We start from the raw sequence: 18,394 nt of genomic DNA, 5'->3' as shown, positions 1-18,394 counted from the left end.
CCTCAATGACAATCACACTCTCACCCCTTCGACCCTTTCCCCGCAATCACCCCGATAAACTCCAGCACCTGCTTTTGCTTGCGCGCGGAGAGCTTTTCCACGGCGCGCAGGGATTGCATCAGTTCTGACTCTTCGGGTTCGGCGGCGCGGGCGGTGAGCACGATGCAGCCTTGCATTACGCGTACATCAACGCGGGTGCCGGTGTCGAATCCGGCGGCTTTAAGCCACTGTCCTTTCATCACAATGAATGGAAACTGGACGTACTTCACCGGCAGACGGCTGTAATCAGGATAACGGCTCGCATAACCCACTTTCAGGCGATGGTTATCTGCGGCGTGCACTTCTGGATCAAATGAAACTGCAATACAATGCGTATCAGTCATGATGGCTATTCTCGTGAAATAGTTACTGTGATTAGCGATGCGCAGGTGTTAGCGCACCTTCGTATCTAGCTAATAAAACCCCTGTAAATTCCCCCAGTGATCTTCGGTAAGTCCAGATGTAAATAAGATGAAATAAGCGCGAATAGCATGCTTTCGGAATAAATAGAAAACGCCTTCATCCCAATAAACCCGGTATTATTCATCGCATTTATTCATTATCTTTCACACGCCTGAATATCCCCACGCTCCAGAAAACAACGCCTGTCGGCATCAGACCAAAAATGCGATCTAACTCACTGAAGCAAATAGCAAACTCTGAAACAACGCTTAATTGTACACTTTGCTTTACACTTTTAGTGATGTGAATCACAAATATAAACCCGCGAAGTGATCCGACTCTCACAAATTGGGGTGTACTCATTGAGAAATACATTATGAGAACAGCCTGGAAAGTTAAGTTTTCAGTATTTTCCCTCTCCAGTGACATGCAACGGTGAAGGGCAATTCAACACGCAAAAAAAACTCGTTGAATATGAACGGGTAAAAAAATGACGTGTGATTTGCATCACTCACATTTACAGCTTTTTAAATTATTGCCAGTGATTAATGTTGACCGGGCTATTTCCATAATCAATCAAATCTTGCATAGTGCCTCCACATTATTTCTCCCCCTGGCTCAGGAGGCGAATAGTTATATTTCATCAGACTTTATTGATGAACCAGGTATGATTTACTTCACATTAATACGTACATGACCACTGTTACTGGAGAAACAAAATGAATTATCCGGCAGAACCCTTCCGTATTAAAAGCGTTGAAACTGTATCTATGATCCCGCGTGATGAGCGCCTTAAGAAAATGCAGGAAGCGGGTTACAATACTTTCCTGTTAAATTCGAAAGATATTTATATTGACCTGCTGACCGACAGTGGCACCAACGCAATGAGCGACAAGCAGTGGGCCGGAATGATGATGGGTGATGAAGCTTACGCGGGCAGCGAAAACTTCTATCATCTGGAAAGAACTGTGCAGGAACTGTTCGGCTTTAAACATATTGTTCCGACTCACCAAGGGCGTGGTGCAGAAAACCTGTTATCGCAGCTGGCTATTAAACCAGGGCAATATGTTGCCGGGAATATGTATTTCACTACCACCCGTTATCACCAGGAAAAAAATGGTGCGGTGTTTGTCGATATTGTTCGTGACGAAGCGCACGATGCCGGTCTGAATATTGCTTTTAAAGGTGATATCGATCTTAAAAAATTACAAAAACTGATTGATGAAAAAGGCGCCGAGAATATTGCGTATATCTGCCTGGCGGTGACGGTTAACCTCGCGGGCGGGCAGCCGGTCTCGATGGCGAACATGCGTGCGGTGCGTGAACTGACACAAGCGCACGGCATTAAAGTGTTCTACGACGCTACCCGCTGCGTAGAAAACGCCTACTTTATCAAAGAGCAAGAGCAGGGCTTTGAGAACAAGAGCATCGCCGAGATCGTGCATGAGATGTTCAGCTACGCCGACGGTTGTACCATGAGTGGTAAAAAAGACTGTCTGGTGAACATCGGCGGCTTCCTGTGCATGAACGATGACGAAATGTTCTCTTCTGCCAAAGAGTTAGTCGTGGTCTACGAAGGTATGCCATCTTACGGCGGCCTGGCCGGACGCGACATGGAAGCGATGGCGATTGGCCTGCGCGAAGCCATGCAGTACGAGTACATCGAGCACCGCGTGAAGCAGGTTCGCTACCTGGGCGATAAGCTGAAAGCCGCTGGCGTACCGATTGTTGAACCGGTAGGTGGTCACGCGGTATTCCTCGATGCGCGTCGCTTCTGCGAGCATCTGACGCAGGATGAGTTCCCGGCACAAAGTCTGGCCGCCAGCATCTATGTGGAAACCGGCGTGCGCAGTATGGAGCGCGGAATTATCTCTGCGGGCCGTAATAACGTGACCGGTGAACACCACAGACCGAAACTGGAAACCGTGCGTCTGACTATTCCACGCCGTGTTTATACCTATGCACATATGGATGTCGTGGCTGACGGTATTATTAAACTTTACCAGCACAAAGAAGATATTCGCGGGCTGAAGTTTATTTATGAGCCGAAGCAGTTGCGTTTCTTTACTGCACGCTTTGATTACATCTAAAAAATAGTTATGGCCCCATCACGTGATGGGGCTTTTTTGTATTCCTTTTCCATGAACAGGAAGCCTTTGCGGTGCCCGTTACCGTGACATAACTAAAAAAAGTAAACCCTGACTCCGACATTTTTATTATCCGCATGATGTACAAATGACAGCTGTAATTATAACGAATAGTCTACAGGAACATTTATCATGGATATTAATGCCATTGAGCGACAGAGTAGTACCCCCGGACTGATTAGCGGAACCATGTTGGTTATCGCGACCGTAGTGGGTGGCGGGATGTTCTCCCTGCCGATTGCGATGGCCGGCGTATGGTTCCCCGGTGCGTCTGTTATTCTTCTGTTTATCGCCATCATGATGTTATTAACCGGTCTGATGCTGGTTGAAGTCAACCTGCATTATGGTGCCGGTGCCAGTTTTAATACCTTTACTCAGGATTTATTAGGCCGTAAGTGGAATATCGTTGTCGGTATCGCTTTCGGCTTTGTGCTATATATTCTGACCTATGCCTATATTTCCGGATCGTCAGCGGTGATGGCGCAAACCGTGTTCAAATACAGCGGCGTGCGCTTTCCGGCGAATATCTCGGTGGTGATCGTCAGTATGCTGGTCGGCGCGATTGCCTGGTACAGCTCCTTGCTGGTCGGACGCATCACTACCGTGTTGATTATCGGTAAGTTTATCGCGTTCTTTGCTACTTTCTCTGGGCTGGTTGGTCATATTGAAGTGGCGAAACTTGTCGACAGCGTGGCGGTGGCACTGCCCAACTCACAGTACCTGCCTTACATTCTGATGACGCTGCCGTTCTGTATTATCTCGTTTGGTTTTCACGGTAACGTGCCGAGCCTGGTCAAGCTGTATGGCAAGAGTGGGGTCTCGAATATCACGCGTTCGATTATCATCGGTACGCTGTTTGCCCTGCTGCTGTACATCTTCTGGCTGGGCGTCACGATGGGTAACATCAGCCGTTCCGCGTTCCCGCCAATTATCGCCAAAGGCGGCAATATCGACGTGTTTGTTGAAGCCATCAGCGAGCTGTTCACCAGCCGGTATATGGATCTGATCCTGACCTTCTTCGGCAACTTCGCAGTAGCCAGTTCTCTGCTGGCGGCGACGCTTGGCTTGTTCGATTACATCGCCGACCTGTTTCACTTCCCGGATGACGGCATGGGCCGACTGAAAACCGCGCTGGTGACCTACTTCCCGCCAGCCGCCGTGTGCTTCTTCTTCCCGAACGGTTTTGTGCACGCGATTGGCTACGCCGGTCTGGCCTTTACCATCTGGAGCGTGATCCTGCCGCCGTTCCTGGTGAAAGCCGCGCGGAAACGTTTTCCGACCGCCAGCTATACCGCGCCCTGTAATAACACCGTGCTTAACCTGGTGATTGTCTGTGGAGCGGTTGTCTATCTGACGGTTGTTCTGGACGTATTTGGTCTGCTGCCAACGTTTCGTTAGACGGAGTCAAAATGAAAAACGTGTTGTCTGTTCAGTCGTCAGTCGTTTATGGCTATGCCGGAAATAAAGCCGCTGTGCTGCCGATGCAGCTTTCGGGGATCGATGTCTGGCCGTTTTACACCGTACAGTTTTCCAACCACACCCAGTACGGGATGTGGCAGGGCATGGCGATGCCGCACGGCGAGCTGAGTGCCATCATCAGCGGGCTGGAAGACCTGCAAAAGCTGGCGCAATGCGATGCCGTGCTGTCCGGGTATCTTGGAGATAAACGCCATTGTGAAGAGGTGAAGCACGCTGTCACCACCATTCGTCAGCGTAATCCGCAGGCGCTCTATTTTTGCGATCCGGTGATGGGCGATCCGCAAAAAGGCTGCATTGTCGCGCAGGGCGTAGAGTCCTTTTTTGTCGATGATTCCATTCAACTGGCCGACATCATGGGACCGAATCTCTATGAGCTGGGCGTGCTGACGGGCAGACAACTGCGTAGTTTTGACGAGGTGGTGGAAGCTGCGCAGCAGCTGGTGTCGTGGGGTGTGAAGAAGGTGCTGGTGAAGCATCTCGGCGACTGCTCACGGGACAAACAGGCGTTTGAAATGCTGCTGGTGACGCCGGAACAGACGTTACACATTGCCCGGCCGCTGTATACCTTTGCCAAAATGCCGGTGGGCGTTGGGGATCTGATTTGCAGCGTGATGCTGGCCTCACTGCTCAATGGTTATGAGGACAAGCAGGCGCTGGAGCGGACCACCAGTATCGTCGATGCGGTGATGCGACTGACGAAAGAGCATGATTCGTATGAACTGCGACTGATAGATGCGCGTCACCAGATAATGGATCCGCAAATTCGCTATCGGGCAGTGGTACTGTAGCGCCACGAGGGGGCTCTATGTTTCTGACATTGCTGCGGCTTCAGCATCCTCTGGTCTACCGTTTCGCGTGGCTTCGTCTGTGGGTGGCGGTGTTAAGAGCATGCGGTCTGCGTAAGAGGAAGGGGTGAACATTTTACGCTGCTGTCGCTGCCGGATGCGGCTCGCGCCTTATCCGGCCTACAAATGAGCGTGAAACGCAGGCCTACAAATGAGTGTGAAATGTAGGCCTGATAAGCGAAGCGCCATCAGGCATAAGTGCCAGGTATTACACGCGGAAGTAGCGTGGTGGAATCAACGCGGAAAAGGCGTCGAACTTCTTCACCATCTTTTTCCAGAACAGCATAACAACAATCCTCGATTTGAAACATCGGCGCTATTTTAGTCAGCGCCGACAAATCGTAAAGCCTGTCGCCTTGTTCCGTTCCTGGGGCGGTGTAAACCTTTTTGGTCACTGTGTCGTCAAATACGATTGCCGCGAATTTGACGGGGTTGACAATGGCTTACGCCATAAACCAGTAATAAAAGAGACCAACCTTTAAGCCGAGGATCACAATGTAGGCGCAGCAGTATTTCATGGTGCCAGACATAATCTGGTTGGCCTGACCGTCCATTTTTGTGGCAGAAACCGCGATGGCGATGCTTTGCGGCGAAATCATTTTCCCCCCCGTAGCGCCAGAGGTATTGGCCGCCGCCAGCCAGTTGGGATCGATATGTAACTTGCTGGCAGCAATGGTTTGCAGCTTGCCGAACAGAATGTTCGAGTTGGTATCGCTGCCGGTAACGAACGTGCCCAGCGCGCCAATCACCGGGGCGAGGAAGACGTACGAGCTGCCGGTCAGATCGACAATCGACTGCGCCAGCGTGGAGATAATCCCGCTGAGATCCATCACTGTGGCCAGCGCGACGATCGCCATAATTGCGACGATAGAGTTTTTAAGCTGGAAAATCGTTTTGATAAATACTTCCAGCATCCCGCGTGCGGACGCTCCCTGAATAAAACCGCCGATAATGGTCGCAAAGATGATTAGCATCCCTGGCGTGGTCACCCATTCAACTTTTAACGCCATCGTTTTGCCGTCAGCCAACGTGAAATGCAGCACCGAAGCCAGTTGGGACGCCGCGCCTTTTATTGTCGGGAACAGCGGCGAACACAGCAGGATAAACACAAAAATAAACAGATAGATAGAGCCCACGCGGAACAGCACTTTTGCCGAGCGCGGCGTGGTTTCGCGTGTATGGCTGACCTCAATGCGCCACTCGGGATCGGTTTTCCCTTTGCGCAGGCGACTGACCATCGCCACGGCAAACAGGCTGACCAGGCTACCGGCAAAAGCGGGTAATTCCGCGCCAAGATGGATGGCGACAAAATATTGCGGAACCAGCGTGGTGATGCCGCAAATCAACGTGATCAGAAATACGCCACGAATGGCTTTCAGGCCGCCGCCAATAATGCAGACAATCACAAACGGCAGCAGGATATTAAACAGCGCGAGCTGCAAAATAATGGTTCCGCCTAAGGTATAAACCGGCAGATTAACCTGCTCTGCCAGAATAGAAACCGGGATTCCGACCGCGCCGAATGCGGTGGGAACGGTATTCGCCACGAGAGAAGCAATCGCTGCTTTCAGCGGGTTGAATCCCAGCGCAATAAGAATGCCGATCGGGATGGCGACCGCCGTGCCATAGCCCGCTGCGGCTTCAAGAAATCCACCAAAACACCATGAAATCAGCAGCACCTGAATACGCTTATCTTCGCTAATGCTGGCGAGAATATCGCGCAAAATATCCAGTGCTTTGGTCGCTTGCATGACGTTATAACTGAAAATAGCGCCTAGGATCACAATCACGATCGGCCATAGTCCCTTCAGTGCGCCATAGCCTATCGCGGCTTTCAGATTTTGTACGGGCATTTCCCAGAATATTGCCGATAGTGCAGCGGTGAATACCAAAGAAATCAGTACGGAATAATGGATGGGCATTTTTAATTTCAGTATTAAAAATACCATAAGTAGTAAAGGAGAGAGTGCCAGGGCAAACATAAAATATTCGTTCATTGCTATTCCTGATTGGTTCATTAAACCTGATTTATATTTATGGCGGGAAGGCTACATTGCTGTATAAATAAAATATGTAAACTGAATCGCTTCAGTGAATAAAGTAATTATGATTTGTGGTTTTGTAACTATTGTAATCTTTTAATTAAAATTCAATGCCATGTAAATATACTTAAGAGCAAGGTGAATACCCATAAGTGGTTATTTAATAATATTTTTAATAATGGTAGTGACGAAGGTAGTAATCATTCGAAACTATTTTATAAGGTGTTAATAACACAGTTGTTTTCAATATAAAAATGTGAGCAAGTCCGAAATAAATAAACATGGGTATTGCATATGCATGTTGATTAGGAGATTATTTGGTTTTGTCATACAAATGAAAATACAGACATTTGCGATTGTCCTGATATAAGAAGAGGTGAGTCGCTATCAAAGGAAAACGATCCGTGCATCATAATGAACCCAGACATTAGTAAAACAAGCAAATACAAAAACTGGGCGTGAAATACAGCTGAATCTTTGCTTGATATCGCGATATCAAGCGCAATAAACAGAAATGAAGCAATGGAGTAGTTATTGTGAATGTAAATTTCTTTGTTACCTGCATTGGTGACGCACTGAAATCACGGATGGCACGAGACTCCGTATTGCTGCTGGAAAAACTGGGTTGTCGCGTGAATTTCCCCGAGAAGCAAGGGTGTTGCGGTCAGCCAGCCATCAACAGCGGATACATCAAAGAGGCGATCCCCGGGATGAAAAACCTGATCGCCGCGCTGGAAGACAACGACTACCCGATTATCTCTCCGGCAGGCTCCTGCACCTACGCGGTAAAAAGCTACCCGACGTATCTGGCCGATGAACCGGAATGGGCGCTGCGTGCTGAGAAAGTTTCCGCGCGTATGCAGGATCTCACCTCCTTTATCGTCAACAAACTGGGTGTGGTGGACGTTGGTGCCAGCCTGCAGGGCCGCGCTGTGTATCATCCTTCCTGTAGCTTGACCCGCAAACTGGGAGTGAAGGAAGAGCCGCTTACGCTGCTGAAAAACGTGCGCGGACTGGAGCTGTTGACGTTTGCCGATCAGGATACCTGTTGCGGCTTTGGCGGGACGTTCTCGGTCAAGATGGCCGAGATATCCGGTGAGATGGTGAAAGAGAAAGTATTACATCTGATGGACGCAAAGCCGGAATTTTTGATTGGCGCAGACGTTAGCTGCCTGCTGAACATTGGCGGTCGACTGCAACGGGAAGGCCAGCCGGTCAAAGTGATGCATATTGCTGAAGTGCTGATGAGCCGCTGAGGGGAAAGAGATGTCGATAAAAACCAGCGATGTAGAATTTAAACTGCGTATTCGTCAGCAGATAGAAGATCCGATCATGCGCAAAGCCGTGGCTAATGCGCAGGAGCGTATCGGCGCGAATCGGCAAAAAATGGTTGATGAGTTAGGCCACTGGGAAGACTGGCGCGATCGTGCCAGCCAGATCCGCGATCACGTTCTGAGCAACCTCGACGCTTACCTGTACCAACTCTCCGAGAAAGTGACGGAAAACGGCGGACACGTCTATTTCGCCAAAACCAAAGAAGATGCCACTCGCTACATTTTGCAGGTCGCGCAGAGTAAAAATGCGCAGAAGGTGGTGAAGTCCAAGTCGATGGTGACCGAAGAAATCGGCGTCAACCATGTGCTGCAGGATGCCGGAATCCAGGTGATCGAAACCGATCTCGGGGAATATATCCTGCAGTTGGATCAGGATCCGCCTTCGCACGTCGTGGTTCCGGCGATTCATAAAGATCGCTACCAGATCCGCCGCGTGCTGAACGAACGTCTGGGGTATGACGGCCCGGAAACCCCGGAAGCCATGACCTTGTTCATTCGTCAGAAGATCCGCGAGGATTTCCTCAGTGCCGAAATCGGTATTACTGGCTGTAACTTTGCCGTGGCGGAAACCGGCTCGGTGTGTCTGGTGACCAACGAAGGCAACGCGCGCATGTGCACCACGCTACCGAAAACGCACATTGCGGTGATGGGCATGGAGCGTATCGCGCCGACCTTTGCCGAGGTGGATGTGCTGATTACCATGCTGGCGCGCAGCGCCGTGGGCGCACGTCTGACGGGCTACAACACCTGGCTGACCGGCCCGCGTGAGGCGGACAACGTTGACGGACCGGAAGAGTTCCATCTGGTGATTGTCGATAACGGTCGCTCGCAGGTGCTGGGCTCAGAGTTTCGCGAGGTGCTGCGCTGCATCCGCTGCGGAGCCTGTATGAACACCTGTCCGGCGTACCGCCACATCGGCGGACACGGCTATGGCTCTATCTATCCTGGACCTATCGGCGCGGTGATTTCTCCGCTGCTCGGCGGCTATAAAGATTTTAAAGACCTGCCGTACGCCTGTTCTTTATGCACGGCCTGTGACAGCGTCTGCCCGGTGCGTATTCCGTTGTCAAAACTGATCCTGCGTCATCGCCGGGTGATGGCCGAGGAGGGCATTACGCCGAAAGCCGAGCGACGGGCGATCAAGATGTTCGCCTATGCCAATAGCCATCCGGGGCTGTGGAAAGTCGGGATGATGGCGGGCGCGCATGCGGCGAGCTGGTTTATCAATGGCGGCAAAACCCCGCTCAAGGTTGGCGCGATTGGTGACTGGATGGAGGCGCGCGATCTGCCTGATGCTGACGGCGAGAGCTTCCGTAGCTGGTTTAAGAAACATCAGGCGCAGGAGAAAAAGAATGGATAACCGTACCGCGTTTTTAAACACCATCGCCCAGGCGCTGGGTCGCCCGCTGCGCTTCGAACCGCAAGCGGATGCCGCACCGGTTAACAACTATGCCAACGAGCGCCTGACCGAGCTTAGCCCCGAGCAGCGCTGCTCTGCGTTTATCCAGTTTGCCAGCGAAGTGATGCTGGCCCGCTGCGAACTGACCAGCGAGGACCAGGCCGCAGACGCGGCACTGCGCCTGTGCGAAGAATTGGGTCAGCAGCCGGTGGTGCTGAGCGGCGACAGCCGGCTGGTGGAGCTGGGCATCACCGAACGCTTGCAGCAGGAATGCAACGCCGTGGTCTGGGATCCGGCGCGTGGTAGCGAAAATATTACCCAGGCCGAGCAGGCGAAAGTCGGCGTGGTGTATGCCGAATATGGCCTGACCGAGTCCGGCGGCGTGGTGCTGTTTTCCGCACCGGAGCGCGGGCGCTCCCTGAGCCTGTTGCCGGAGTCCTCTATTTTCGTGCTGCGTAAAAGCACCATCCTGCCGCGCGTGGCGCAGCTGGCAGAAAAACTGCATCAGAAAGCACAGGCCGGTGAGCGTATGCCATCGTGCATTAATATCATCAGTGGACCCAGCTCGACGGCGGATATTGAGCTTATCAAGGTGGTTGGGGTGCATGGTCCGGTGAAGGCGGTATATCTGATTATTGAGGATTGTTGAGGCAGGATGGAAAACCGCTCTGGCGCTGTGGGCCAGAGCGGTATCAACGTTATGCAATCATGCTGATGATCAACACGATTATCAGGCCAACCACGGAGTTTACCAGCTCCAGCAGACCCCAGGTTTTCAGCGTATCCTTCACCGACAGATCAAAGTAGCCTTTGAACAGCCAGAACGAAGCATCGTTGATATGGGTCAGGGTGTTGGAACCCGCCGCTGTTGCCAGCACCAGCAACGCCGGGTCGACGCCCACCAGTTGACCGGTTGCCGGGTCGAGGATTGCTGCGCTAATAATCCCCGCCGCCGTCATGGCTGAGACCACGCCCTGACCCGTTGCCAGACGAATCAGCACGGTTATCAACCACGCCATGATGTAGGGAGAAATATTGCCGTGCGACATCAGCATGCCGATGGTATCGCCGATGCCGGTATCGATAATGGTTTGCTTCAGTACGCCGCCCGCGCCGATGATCAGGATCACCATGGCGATGCTTTTCACCGCGTTTTCAAAGGCGTTCATCACCCACTGCATATCGTGACCGCGCGCGGTACCAAACAGCACGAAGGCGACAACCATGGCGATAAACATCGCAATCGGCGAGGAGCCTAAGAAGTTGACCACTTCCCACGCCTGCGTCCCTTTCACCAGCCAGATGTTGGCGATGGTGGTGGAGATCATGATGATCGCCGGGATCAGCGGCACCAGAATAGACACGCCGAAGGACGGCAGGTTGTTCTGGTCAACCGGTACGTCGGCCTTCATGAATGACGGCGTTGGACGATCGAGGTTGCCGAGGAATTTCGGCAGGATAAGTCCGGCGCAGATCACGCTCGGAATGGTCACCAGGATACCATAGATGTAAACCATGCCCATGTCAGCGCCGTAGGCGTTAACCAGCGCGACCGGACCCGGCTGCGGTGGGAACAGTGAGTGGGCGGTGGTGGCGGCGGCAACCGCAGGAATCGCCAGCTTGAGGAACGGGATCTTCGCTTCCGCGGCAATGACGATCACCAGCGGTGCCAGCATAATAAACGCCACTTCATAGAACATCGCCAGGCCGAAGATCAGACCAATAATGATCACCGACAGCTGCACGTAACGTAGACCGAGTCGCGCCAGCAGCGTATGGGCAATCTGATGCGCCGCCCCGGAATCAACCATCAGCTTACCGATGACGGCCCCGAATACCACGATAATCGCCAGCTCACCCAGCGTGCTGCCAAAACCGGATTTCATGGTATGCAGCAGTTCCATTAAATCCATTCCCGCCAGCATACCGACCGAGAGTGCCGCCAACAGCAGAGCGACCATCGAGTTTATCTTGAATCTTAAATTGAGCACCAGCATCAGGCCGATGCCGAATACAACCCACAGAATATTGAGAACGTGCATATAACGTCTACCTTACTTTGGTTGAACTATTATGATTTTGGTTGATATGTTACATATATTGGTCAACCTATGATGCGATGGATGTCACATTGCGTTACATGTTTACATTAATACTGGGTTGTATGGCCGTTAATTAGCGGTATGGTCAGCAGATATCGTGATTTGGTTAACCAATTTATCGCTTCAGGTTGACATGTAATACCAAAAGGAGGAATTTATGTGCCATATCGTCGAGTCCATAACGTAAACGAGGAATAAAACATGGAACAGACATGGCGCTGGTATGGTCCTAACGATCCGGTCACCTTAGCGGATGTGCGTCAGGCGGGTGCAACGGGCGTTGTCACTGCCTTGCACCATATCCCGAACGGGGAAGTGTGGACGGTTGATGAGATCCTGAAACGCAAAGCCATTATTGAGCAGGCGGGCCTGGTATGGTCGGTCGTCGAAAGCGTACCGATCCACGAAGACATTAAAACCCGTTCCGGCAACTATCAGCAGTGGATTGCCAACTACCAGCAAAGCCTGCGTAACCTGGCCGAGTGCGGCATTCGTACCGTGTGCTACAACTTTATGCCGGTTCTCGACTGGACCCGTACCGACCTGGAATACGTCCTGCCGGACGGCTCCAAAGCGCTGCGTTTCGATCAAATTGAATTTGCCGCCTTTGAGCTGCATATCCTCAAACGACCGGGCGCGGAAGCGGACTACACCGCCGAAGAGATTGCGCAGGCGAATGAACGCTTCACCACCATGAGCGAAGAAGACAAAGCACGTCTGACCCGCAATATCATCGCCGGTTTACCGGGCGCGGAAGAGGGCTACACGCTCGACCAGTTCCGCCAGCATCTTGAACGCTATAAGGATATCGATAAAGCTGCGCTGCGTGAGAATTTTGCCGTCTTCCTGAAGGCGATTATTCCGGTAGCAGAAGAGGTCGGTGTGCGCATGGCGGTACACCCGGACGATCCGCCGCGCCCAATCCTTGGCCTGCCACGCATTGTTTCCACCGTGGAAGATATGCAGTGGATGGTCGATACGGTCAACAGCATGGCGAACGGTTTCACCATGTGTACCGGCTCCTACGGCGTTCGTGCGGATAACGACCTGGTCGACATGATCAAACAGTTTGGCCCGCGCATTTACTTCACCCATTTGCGCTCCACGCTGCGTGAAGATAACCCGAAAACCTTCCATGAAGCGGCGCATCTAAATGGCGACGTTGACATGTACGAAGTGGTGAAAGCGATCGTTGAGGAAGAACAGCGCCGTAAAGCCGAGGGCAAAGAGGATCTGATCCCTATGCGCCCGGACCACGGTCACCAGATGCTTGACGACCTGAAAAAGAAAACCAACCCAGGTTACTCCGCGATTGGTCGCCTGAAAGGCCTGGCGGAAGTGCGTGGCGTTGAGATGGCTATCCAGCGCGCTTTCTTTAGCCGCTAAAGCAGTGTTGCCGGTCGCCTGTCTGGCCGGCTTTTTTCTTTTCTCACCGTTGGTCTTTCCGACGGGATCTGGAGTTCACGATGACAACGACAATTGCCAATAGCAACCTGCCGGTTGCGCGCCCCGCATGGGACAGCTCTCGTCTGCAATCCCGCATTGTTCACCTGGGATGCGGCGCTTTTCACCGCGCGCATCAGGCGCTGTACACCCACCATCTGCTGGAAACCACCGACAGCGACTGGGGTATCTGTGAAGTTAACCTGATGCCGGGTAATGACTGCATACTGATTGAAAACCTGCGCAAGCAACAATTGCTGTATACCGTGGCGGAAAAAGGCGCGGACAACACCGTGCTGAAAGTGATTGGCTCAATGAAAGAAGCCCTGCACCCGGAGCTTGACGGCTGTGATGGTATTTTACAGGCCATGGCGCGCCCGCAGACGGCAATTGTCTCGCTGACGGTCACGGAAAAAGGCTACTGCACCGATGCTGCCAGCGGCCAGTTAGATCTCAATAACCCACTGATTAAACACGATCTGGCAAATCCGGCCGCGCCGAAATCGGCGATTGGTTACATCGTACAGGCGCTGCATCTGCGTCGTGAGCAGGGGCTGGCGGCCTTTACCGTGATGTCCTGCGATAACGTGCGTGAAAATGGGCATGTGGCGAAAGTCGCGGTGCTGGGCCTGGCGCAGGCGCGTGACCCGCAGCTGGCGCAGTGGATTGAAGCGAACGCCACCTTCCCGTGTACCATGGTAGACCGCATTGTTCCGGCGGCAACGCCAGAAACGTTGCAGGAGATTGCCGACCAGTTGGGCGTTTACGATCCGTGCGCTATCGCCTGCGAACCGTTCCGCCAGTGGGTGATTGAAGACAACTTTGTTAACGGTCGCCCTGACTGGGACAAAGTCGGCGCACAGTTTGTTGCCGACGTAGTACCGTTTGAAATGATGAAACTGCGCATGCTCAACGGCAGCCACTCTTTCCTCGCTTATCTGGGCTATCTCGGCGGTTATGAAACCATCGCTGACACTATGACCAATCCAGCATACCGCAAAGCGGCGTTTGCGCTGATGATGCAGGAGCAAGCGCCAACGCTGTCGATGCCGGAAGGTACCGATCTCAACGCCTACGCGACGCTGCTGATCGAGCGTTTCAGCAACCCATCTCTGCGCCACCGTACCTGGCAGATTGCGATGGACGGCAGCCAGAAACTGCCACAGCGCCTGCTGGATCCGGTGCGTCTGCATCTGCAAAACGGTAGCGGCTGGCGTCATCTGGCACTGGGCATCGCGGGCTGGATGCGCTACACCCACGGTGTGGATGAACAGGGGCAGGTCATTGATGTTGTCGACCCAATGCAGGCCGAAATCCAGCGCATTAACCAACAGTTCCAGGGAGCCGAACGCGTGACGGCGCTGCTGGGGTTGAGCGGCATTTTTGGTCATGATCTGGCGGAAAACACCGACTTTGTTGCGACGGTTACCGCGGCGTATCAACAGTTGTGTGAACACGGCGCACGCGAGTGCGTTGCAGCGTTAAGCGCTGACGAATAACCTCCCAGGTATGACGGGTCAATCAAAATACTAATTTGGTTGACCCGTTTTCTGTTTTTGGCTTCCCGCAAATGCTATAGTTCAGGCGAAAAAACGTTATTGGTAGGCCGGATAAGGTGTGCGCAGTCATCCAGCCTCCGGATTCTGAATTGACGCATCTGACGGACATAACACGATGAAATCGAACACTTCTCAGCAAAGACCCTACCAGGAAGTGGGTGCAATGATCCGCGATCTGATTGTCCAGACGCCGTACCAGCCTGGTGAGCGCTTGCCGCCGGAGCGTGAAATCGCCGAGAGACTCAATGTCACTCGCACGGTGGTGCGCGAAGCGTTAATCATGCTGGAAATTAAAGGTCTGGTGGACGTGCGTCGTGGCGCCGGGATCTACGTGCTCGACAATGCAGAAGCTCAGACTATCGACAGTTCGGATGTGAATCATTGCAATGATGCAGGCCCGTTTGAGCTGCTCCAGGCGCGACAGCTGCTGGAAAGCAACATCGCCGAATTTGCCGCGCTGCAGGCCACCCGCGAAGATATCGTCAAAATGCGCCAGGCGTTGCAACTGGAAGAGCGGGAGCTGGCCTCCAGCGAACCGAATGGTTCTGAAAGCGGTGATATGCAGTTCCATCTCGCTATCGCCGAGGCCACGCATAACAGCATGCTGGTGGAGCTGTTCCGCCAGTCATGGCAGTGGCGCGAGAACAACCCTATGTGGATCCAGCTTCATAGCCATCTCGATGATACCCACTATCGTAAAGAGTGGATGGGTGACCACAAACAGATCCTGGCGGCGTTAATCAAAAAGGATGCCCGCGCGGCCAAGCTGGCGATGTGGCAGCATCTGGAAAACGTCAAACAGCGCCTGCTGGAGTTTTCAAATGTTGATGACATCGACTTCGATGGCTATCTGTTTGACTCCTGGCCGCTCGATAAAGTTAACGCCTGATTTTACCACCTCTCCCACGCGGGCTGTTCCGGCCCGCTCGGCATTGCATAGCAACCTTTCTTTTCACGTCTTAAACCTCATGTAAAAAATGGTTTCCATAGTCTTCAATGATCATTTTTTTCGCTGCCCCTGTGTGATGTAAATTGATTTTCATCAATTAAAAACAACTTATTTTTGCTTGCGAAAAAATGCGCTATTTACCTTATTTTTACCTTTTCGTGCGTATTTTTAGACAAAACTGGTCTGTATTAAGTGAGAATCAAAGTAATTTCCGCTGTGGTTAGGGCAGGGCCGCCTGGCATAACAGCGCATAAAAACACGTGGTTTGCGTAAAAGTAGACATTAATAACGACATGTAACCTATTGGCTGCAATGATGTTTTGACTGTATATCATTATCCATGTGAATGATTCATGCTTTTTTAATCAAATGAATAAAAACGAATGTATGTAAAGTTAAAATTACACATTATTCTATAAACAAGTTATCTTTCACTTGAAATATCGTTCCATTTTTCTGCTATTTATTAACAGTTTTATTACGATTGTGAATGTTTTTTACCGTTGACATGTTTTTACACTGACTGCATATTTCATCGCCATAAGCGTCTTATTGCGTTCAGGAGATGATGACGATGCCCTCTCGAGATTACCCTGATATCCGAAAAGCCAGGGGAACCCGATCAAAAGATATGGTTCTATTAAGTGCCCGTGTCGATACTTCTCTATGGGAATATGTTCGGACGCTGGCATTTGAAACCCGTAAAAGTAAACAAGACATTATTGCCGAGGCATTAATGTTGCATCGCTCTATTAATGAGAGCACAAGCGAAGAATCTAAGTAATTACTCTCTGTTCGGGTTTTCTTTAAAACCCAAAATTGAAATAGGTCTTGCCACTTCATTATTGCCTTTATTGGTATATTTTTTCGGTGTGTTATTGGTGTTTCCCCTTATCTGGAGGGGACTTTTTTATGTGGGCATTCCGCCTTCATAACAAAGTTGATAGCAAAATTCACAATTAAAAGTGAGTAATAACATGAAAAAGTCAGTAGTGGCATTAGCTGTAATGGCATTAGGGGTAACCTCCGTTCATGCAGCGGAAATTTATAATAAAGATGGCAACAAACTGGATCTGTACGGCAAAGTCAAAGCGGTCCACTCCTGGACTGACGGCACCGATGCTGACGGCACCTACGCACGTCTGGGTTTTCGCGGTGAGACTCAAATCAACGATCAACTGACTGGCTATGGTCAGTTTGAAAGTCAGTTTGATGCCGCTAAAGCAGAAGGTTCTCAGAATGGTGTTAATACACGTCTGGCGTTTGCTGGTCTGGATTATGGCCATGACGTTAGCTTTGACTACGGTCGTAACTACGGTATCGCTTACGACGTGGGAGCTTACACTGACACTCTTTCAGAGTTCGGCGGTGACTCCTATGAAAATACTGACCGCTTCCTTACTACACGCACTTCTGGCGTTGCAACACTCCGCACCAAAAATCTGTTTGGTGCCGTTGATGGCTTGAGCCTGGGCGCGCAATATCAGGGTCAGGATGATTCCGATAAGGATCCGACGAAACAGCACGGCAATGGCTACGGCTTCTCCCTGGGCTACGACAATATCGCTGATTCCGGCGTATCTGCCATTGCAGCCTACACCAACAGTTCTGTGACTGCTCAGCAGAAACAAAATGGTTGGGATGGCGAAAACGCAGAATTCTGGGGTGCTGGCCTGAAATATGATGCAAACGCTATCTACGTTGCGACCATGTACGGTGAGTCTCACAACCTGCTCCTGAATACGCACGAAAAAAATTCTCAGGGTGTCCCTCAGGATGCGGACAAAGCGCAACACTTTGAAGCGATGGCGGCCTATGTGTTTGATTTTGGTCTGCGTCCGAACGTGGGCTACGTCCATACGCGTGACAACAACAATAATGATCTGACCGAATACGTTGCGCTGGGCACAGACTACTACTTCAACAAAAACATGGTTGCTGATGTGGGTTACAAAATTAACCTGCTCGATGGCAAAGACGGCGACAATCAGGTTGTTGCGGGTCTGACCTATCAGTTCTAAGTAGTTATACTAGTACGAAAAAGGCGTCTTGGTTAAGACGCCTTTTTTACATCTGTTGGAGTTTAAACCGGCTGGCTTTCTTTCATCTGTACACCGCTAAACAGCCATTGCCAGATGCCCACTTTTACCCATGCGACCACGCAGAGGATCAGATAAAAAAGCGGATTATGGGTAATGGTAACGCGCATGACTTCCATTAAATCCACACGCAAATTTCCGGCAATTGCCATATTGATAACAAAAATAGAGGCTACCGCGCTGGCCAGTAAAATAAGTATGGCATGTAACTTTGTTATCTCCGGTAACTTGCCAGAGGCCCATTGCCATAAGAATGTTGTTGATAACAGGAAGATAATAAACAATCCCAGTGCGCCAAACAGGCCAAAGTCTTTATAATCCTTTAGCGTACCAATTAAACCTGCCAAAATAATTAACCCCAGTAGTATTTTTTTAAACCACGACATGTGCCTTTCCCGAAGATGGTGTTGATGTTGAATTAATATGTCCATTTTTACGCATTTTAAATTGAGTATATAAATGAACAGCCGGGAATTATAAATTGTCTGACGGGTAATTGCCGATTATTTGCGGTTTATTAAATGCTGACATTTAATTGCGGACTAATCCGAATAT

Annotated in this window: 14 protein-coding genes; 10 read left to right on the top strand and 4 right to left on the bottom strand. The window is 51.1% G+C overall.

The genetic code is table 11. The features are described 5' to 3' along the window. Positions 1-20 precede the first annotated feature (20 nt). The gene (gene symE / locus OGY33_RS23635; protein ID WP_191238893.1) at positions 21-383 is read right to left on the bottom strand and encodes an endoribonuclease SymE; all 363 of its coding nucleotides are present in this window, start codon (positions 381-383) and stop codon (positions 21-23) included. Between the two features lie 777 nt (positions 384-1,160). Here symE and OGY33_RS23630 point away from each other — a divergent pair. From OGY33_RS23630 to pdxY, 3 genes are all read left to right on the top strand, one after another. Beyond that, positions 1,161-2,531, top strand: a complete 1,371-nt coding sequence (locus tag OGY33_RS23630; RefSeq protein ID WP_048215031.1) for a tyrosine phenol-lyase — start codon at positions 1,161-1,163, stop codon at positions 2,529-2,531. Between the two features lie 189 nt (positions 2,532-2,720). Further along, entirely contained in the window at positions 2,721-3,986 is a 1,266-nt protein-coding gene (locus OGY33_RS23625; protein ID WP_032942280.1) for an aromatic amino acid transporter, read from the top strand. 11 nt (positions 3,987-3,997) lie between these two features. Continuing rightward, positions 3,998-4,855 carry a pyridoxal kinase PdxY gene (pdxY, locus tag OGY33_RS23620; protein WP_191238892.1) on the top strand — a complete coding sequence of 286 codons (858 nt, stop codon included), beginning with the start codon at positions 3,998-4,000 and terminating at the stop codon, positions 4,853-4,855. Between the two features lie 500 nt (positions 4,856-5,355). Here the strand turns inward: pdxY and OGY33_RS23615 are convergent, their stop codons facing one another. Beyond that, on the bottom strand, positions 5,356-6,909 hold the full coding sequence (locus OGY33_RS23615) for an L-lactate permease (protein WP_008786084.1): 1,554 nt from the start codon (positions 6,907-6,909) through the stop codon (positions 5,356-5,358). Between the two features lie 581 nt (positions 6,910-7,490). Here OGY33_RS23615 and OGY33_RS23610 point away from each other — a divergent pair. From OGY33_RS23610 to OGY33_RS23600, 3 genes are read left to right on the top strand one after another with little or no spacing between them, the layout of a single operon-like run. Then, positions 7,491-8,210, top strand: a complete 720-nt coding sequence (locus tag OGY33_RS23610; RefSeq protein WP_048227166.1) for a (Fe-S)-binding protein — start codon at positions 7,491-7,493, stop codon at positions 8,208-8,210. 10 nt (positions 8,211-8,220) lie between these two features. Then, positions 8,221-9,648: a LutB/LldF family L-lactate oxidation iron-sulfur protein gene (locus tag OGY33_RS23605; RefSeq protein WP_048215027.1), complete on the top strand. Its 1,428-nt coding sequence runs from the start codon at positions 8,221-8,223 to the stop codon at positions 9,646-9,648. Next, a complete protein-coding gene (locus tag OGY33_RS23600) occupies positions 9,641-10,336 on the top strand; it encodes a LutC/YkgG family protein (protein WP_000370411.1) in 696 nt (231 codons plus the stop codon). The genes OGY33_RS23605 and OGY33_RS23600 overlap by 8 nt, the downstream gene beginning before the upstream one ends. Positions 10,337-10,385: 49 nt before the next feature. Here OGY33_RS23600 and gntP read toward each other — a convergent pair whose 3' ends face one another. After that, positions 10,386-11,729: a gluconate permease GntP gene (gntP, locus tag OGY33_RS23595; protein ID WP_003033260.1), complete on the bottom strand. Its 1,344-nt coding sequence runs from the start codon at positions 11,727-11,729 to the stop codon at positions 10,386-10,388. 261 nt (positions 11,730-11,990) lie between these two features. On the opposite strand from gntP, the gene uxuA reads away from it, so the two are divergent. From uxuA to OGY33_RS23575, 4 genes are all read left to right on the top strand, one after another. Then, positions 11,991-13,175: a mannonate dehydratase gene (gene uxuA, locus OGY33_RS23590; RefSeq protein WP_032942283.1), complete on the top strand. Its 1,185-nt coding sequence runs from the start codon at positions 11,991-11,993 to the stop codon at positions 13,173-13,175. 80 nt (positions 13,176-13,255) lie between these two features. Beyond that, positions 13,256-14,731 carry a fructuronate reductase gene (locus OGY33_RS23585; RefSeq protein WP_191238891.1) on the top strand — a complete coding sequence of 492 codons (1,476 nt, stop codon included), beginning with the start codon at positions 13,256-13,258 and terminating at the stop codon, positions 14,729-14,731. A 175-nt stretch (positions 14,732-14,906) separates the two neighbouring features. After that, positions 14,907-15,680 (top strand): Uxu operon transcriptional regulator, encoded by a 774-nt coding sequence (gene uxuR, locus OGY33_RS23580; RefSeq protein WP_008786090.1) that lies wholly within the window; start codon positions 14,907-14,909, stop codon positions 15,678-15,680. Between the two features lie 1,037 nt (positions 15,681-16,717). After that, positions 16,718-17,761: a porin gene (locus tag OGY33_RS23575; protein ID WP_191238890.1), complete on the top strand. Its 1,044-nt coding sequence runs from the start codon at positions 16,718-16,720 to the stop codon at positions 17,759-17,761. 62 nt (positions 17,762-17,823) lie between these two features. On the opposite strand, the gene OGY33_RS23570 is transcribed toward OGY33_RS23575, so the two are convergent. Continuing rightward, on the bottom strand, positions 17,824-18,225 hold the full coding sequence (locus tag OGY33_RS23570) for a hypothetical protein (RefSeq protein WP_149607579.1): 402 nt from the start codon (positions 18,223-18,225) through the stop codon (positions 17,824-17,826). Between the last annotated feature and the right edge of the window lie 169 nt (positions 18,226-18,394).

Origin of the sequence: Citrobacter sp. Cpo032 (assembly GCF_030332975.1) — a bacterium.
Taxonomy (GTDB): Bacteria; Pseudomonadota; Gammaproteobacteria; order Enterobacterales; family Enterobacteriaceae; genus Citrobacter; species Citrobacter portucalensis.
Note: the sequence above shows the minus strand (reverse complement) of the source record. Positions and strands in the feature narration are given on the sequence as shown.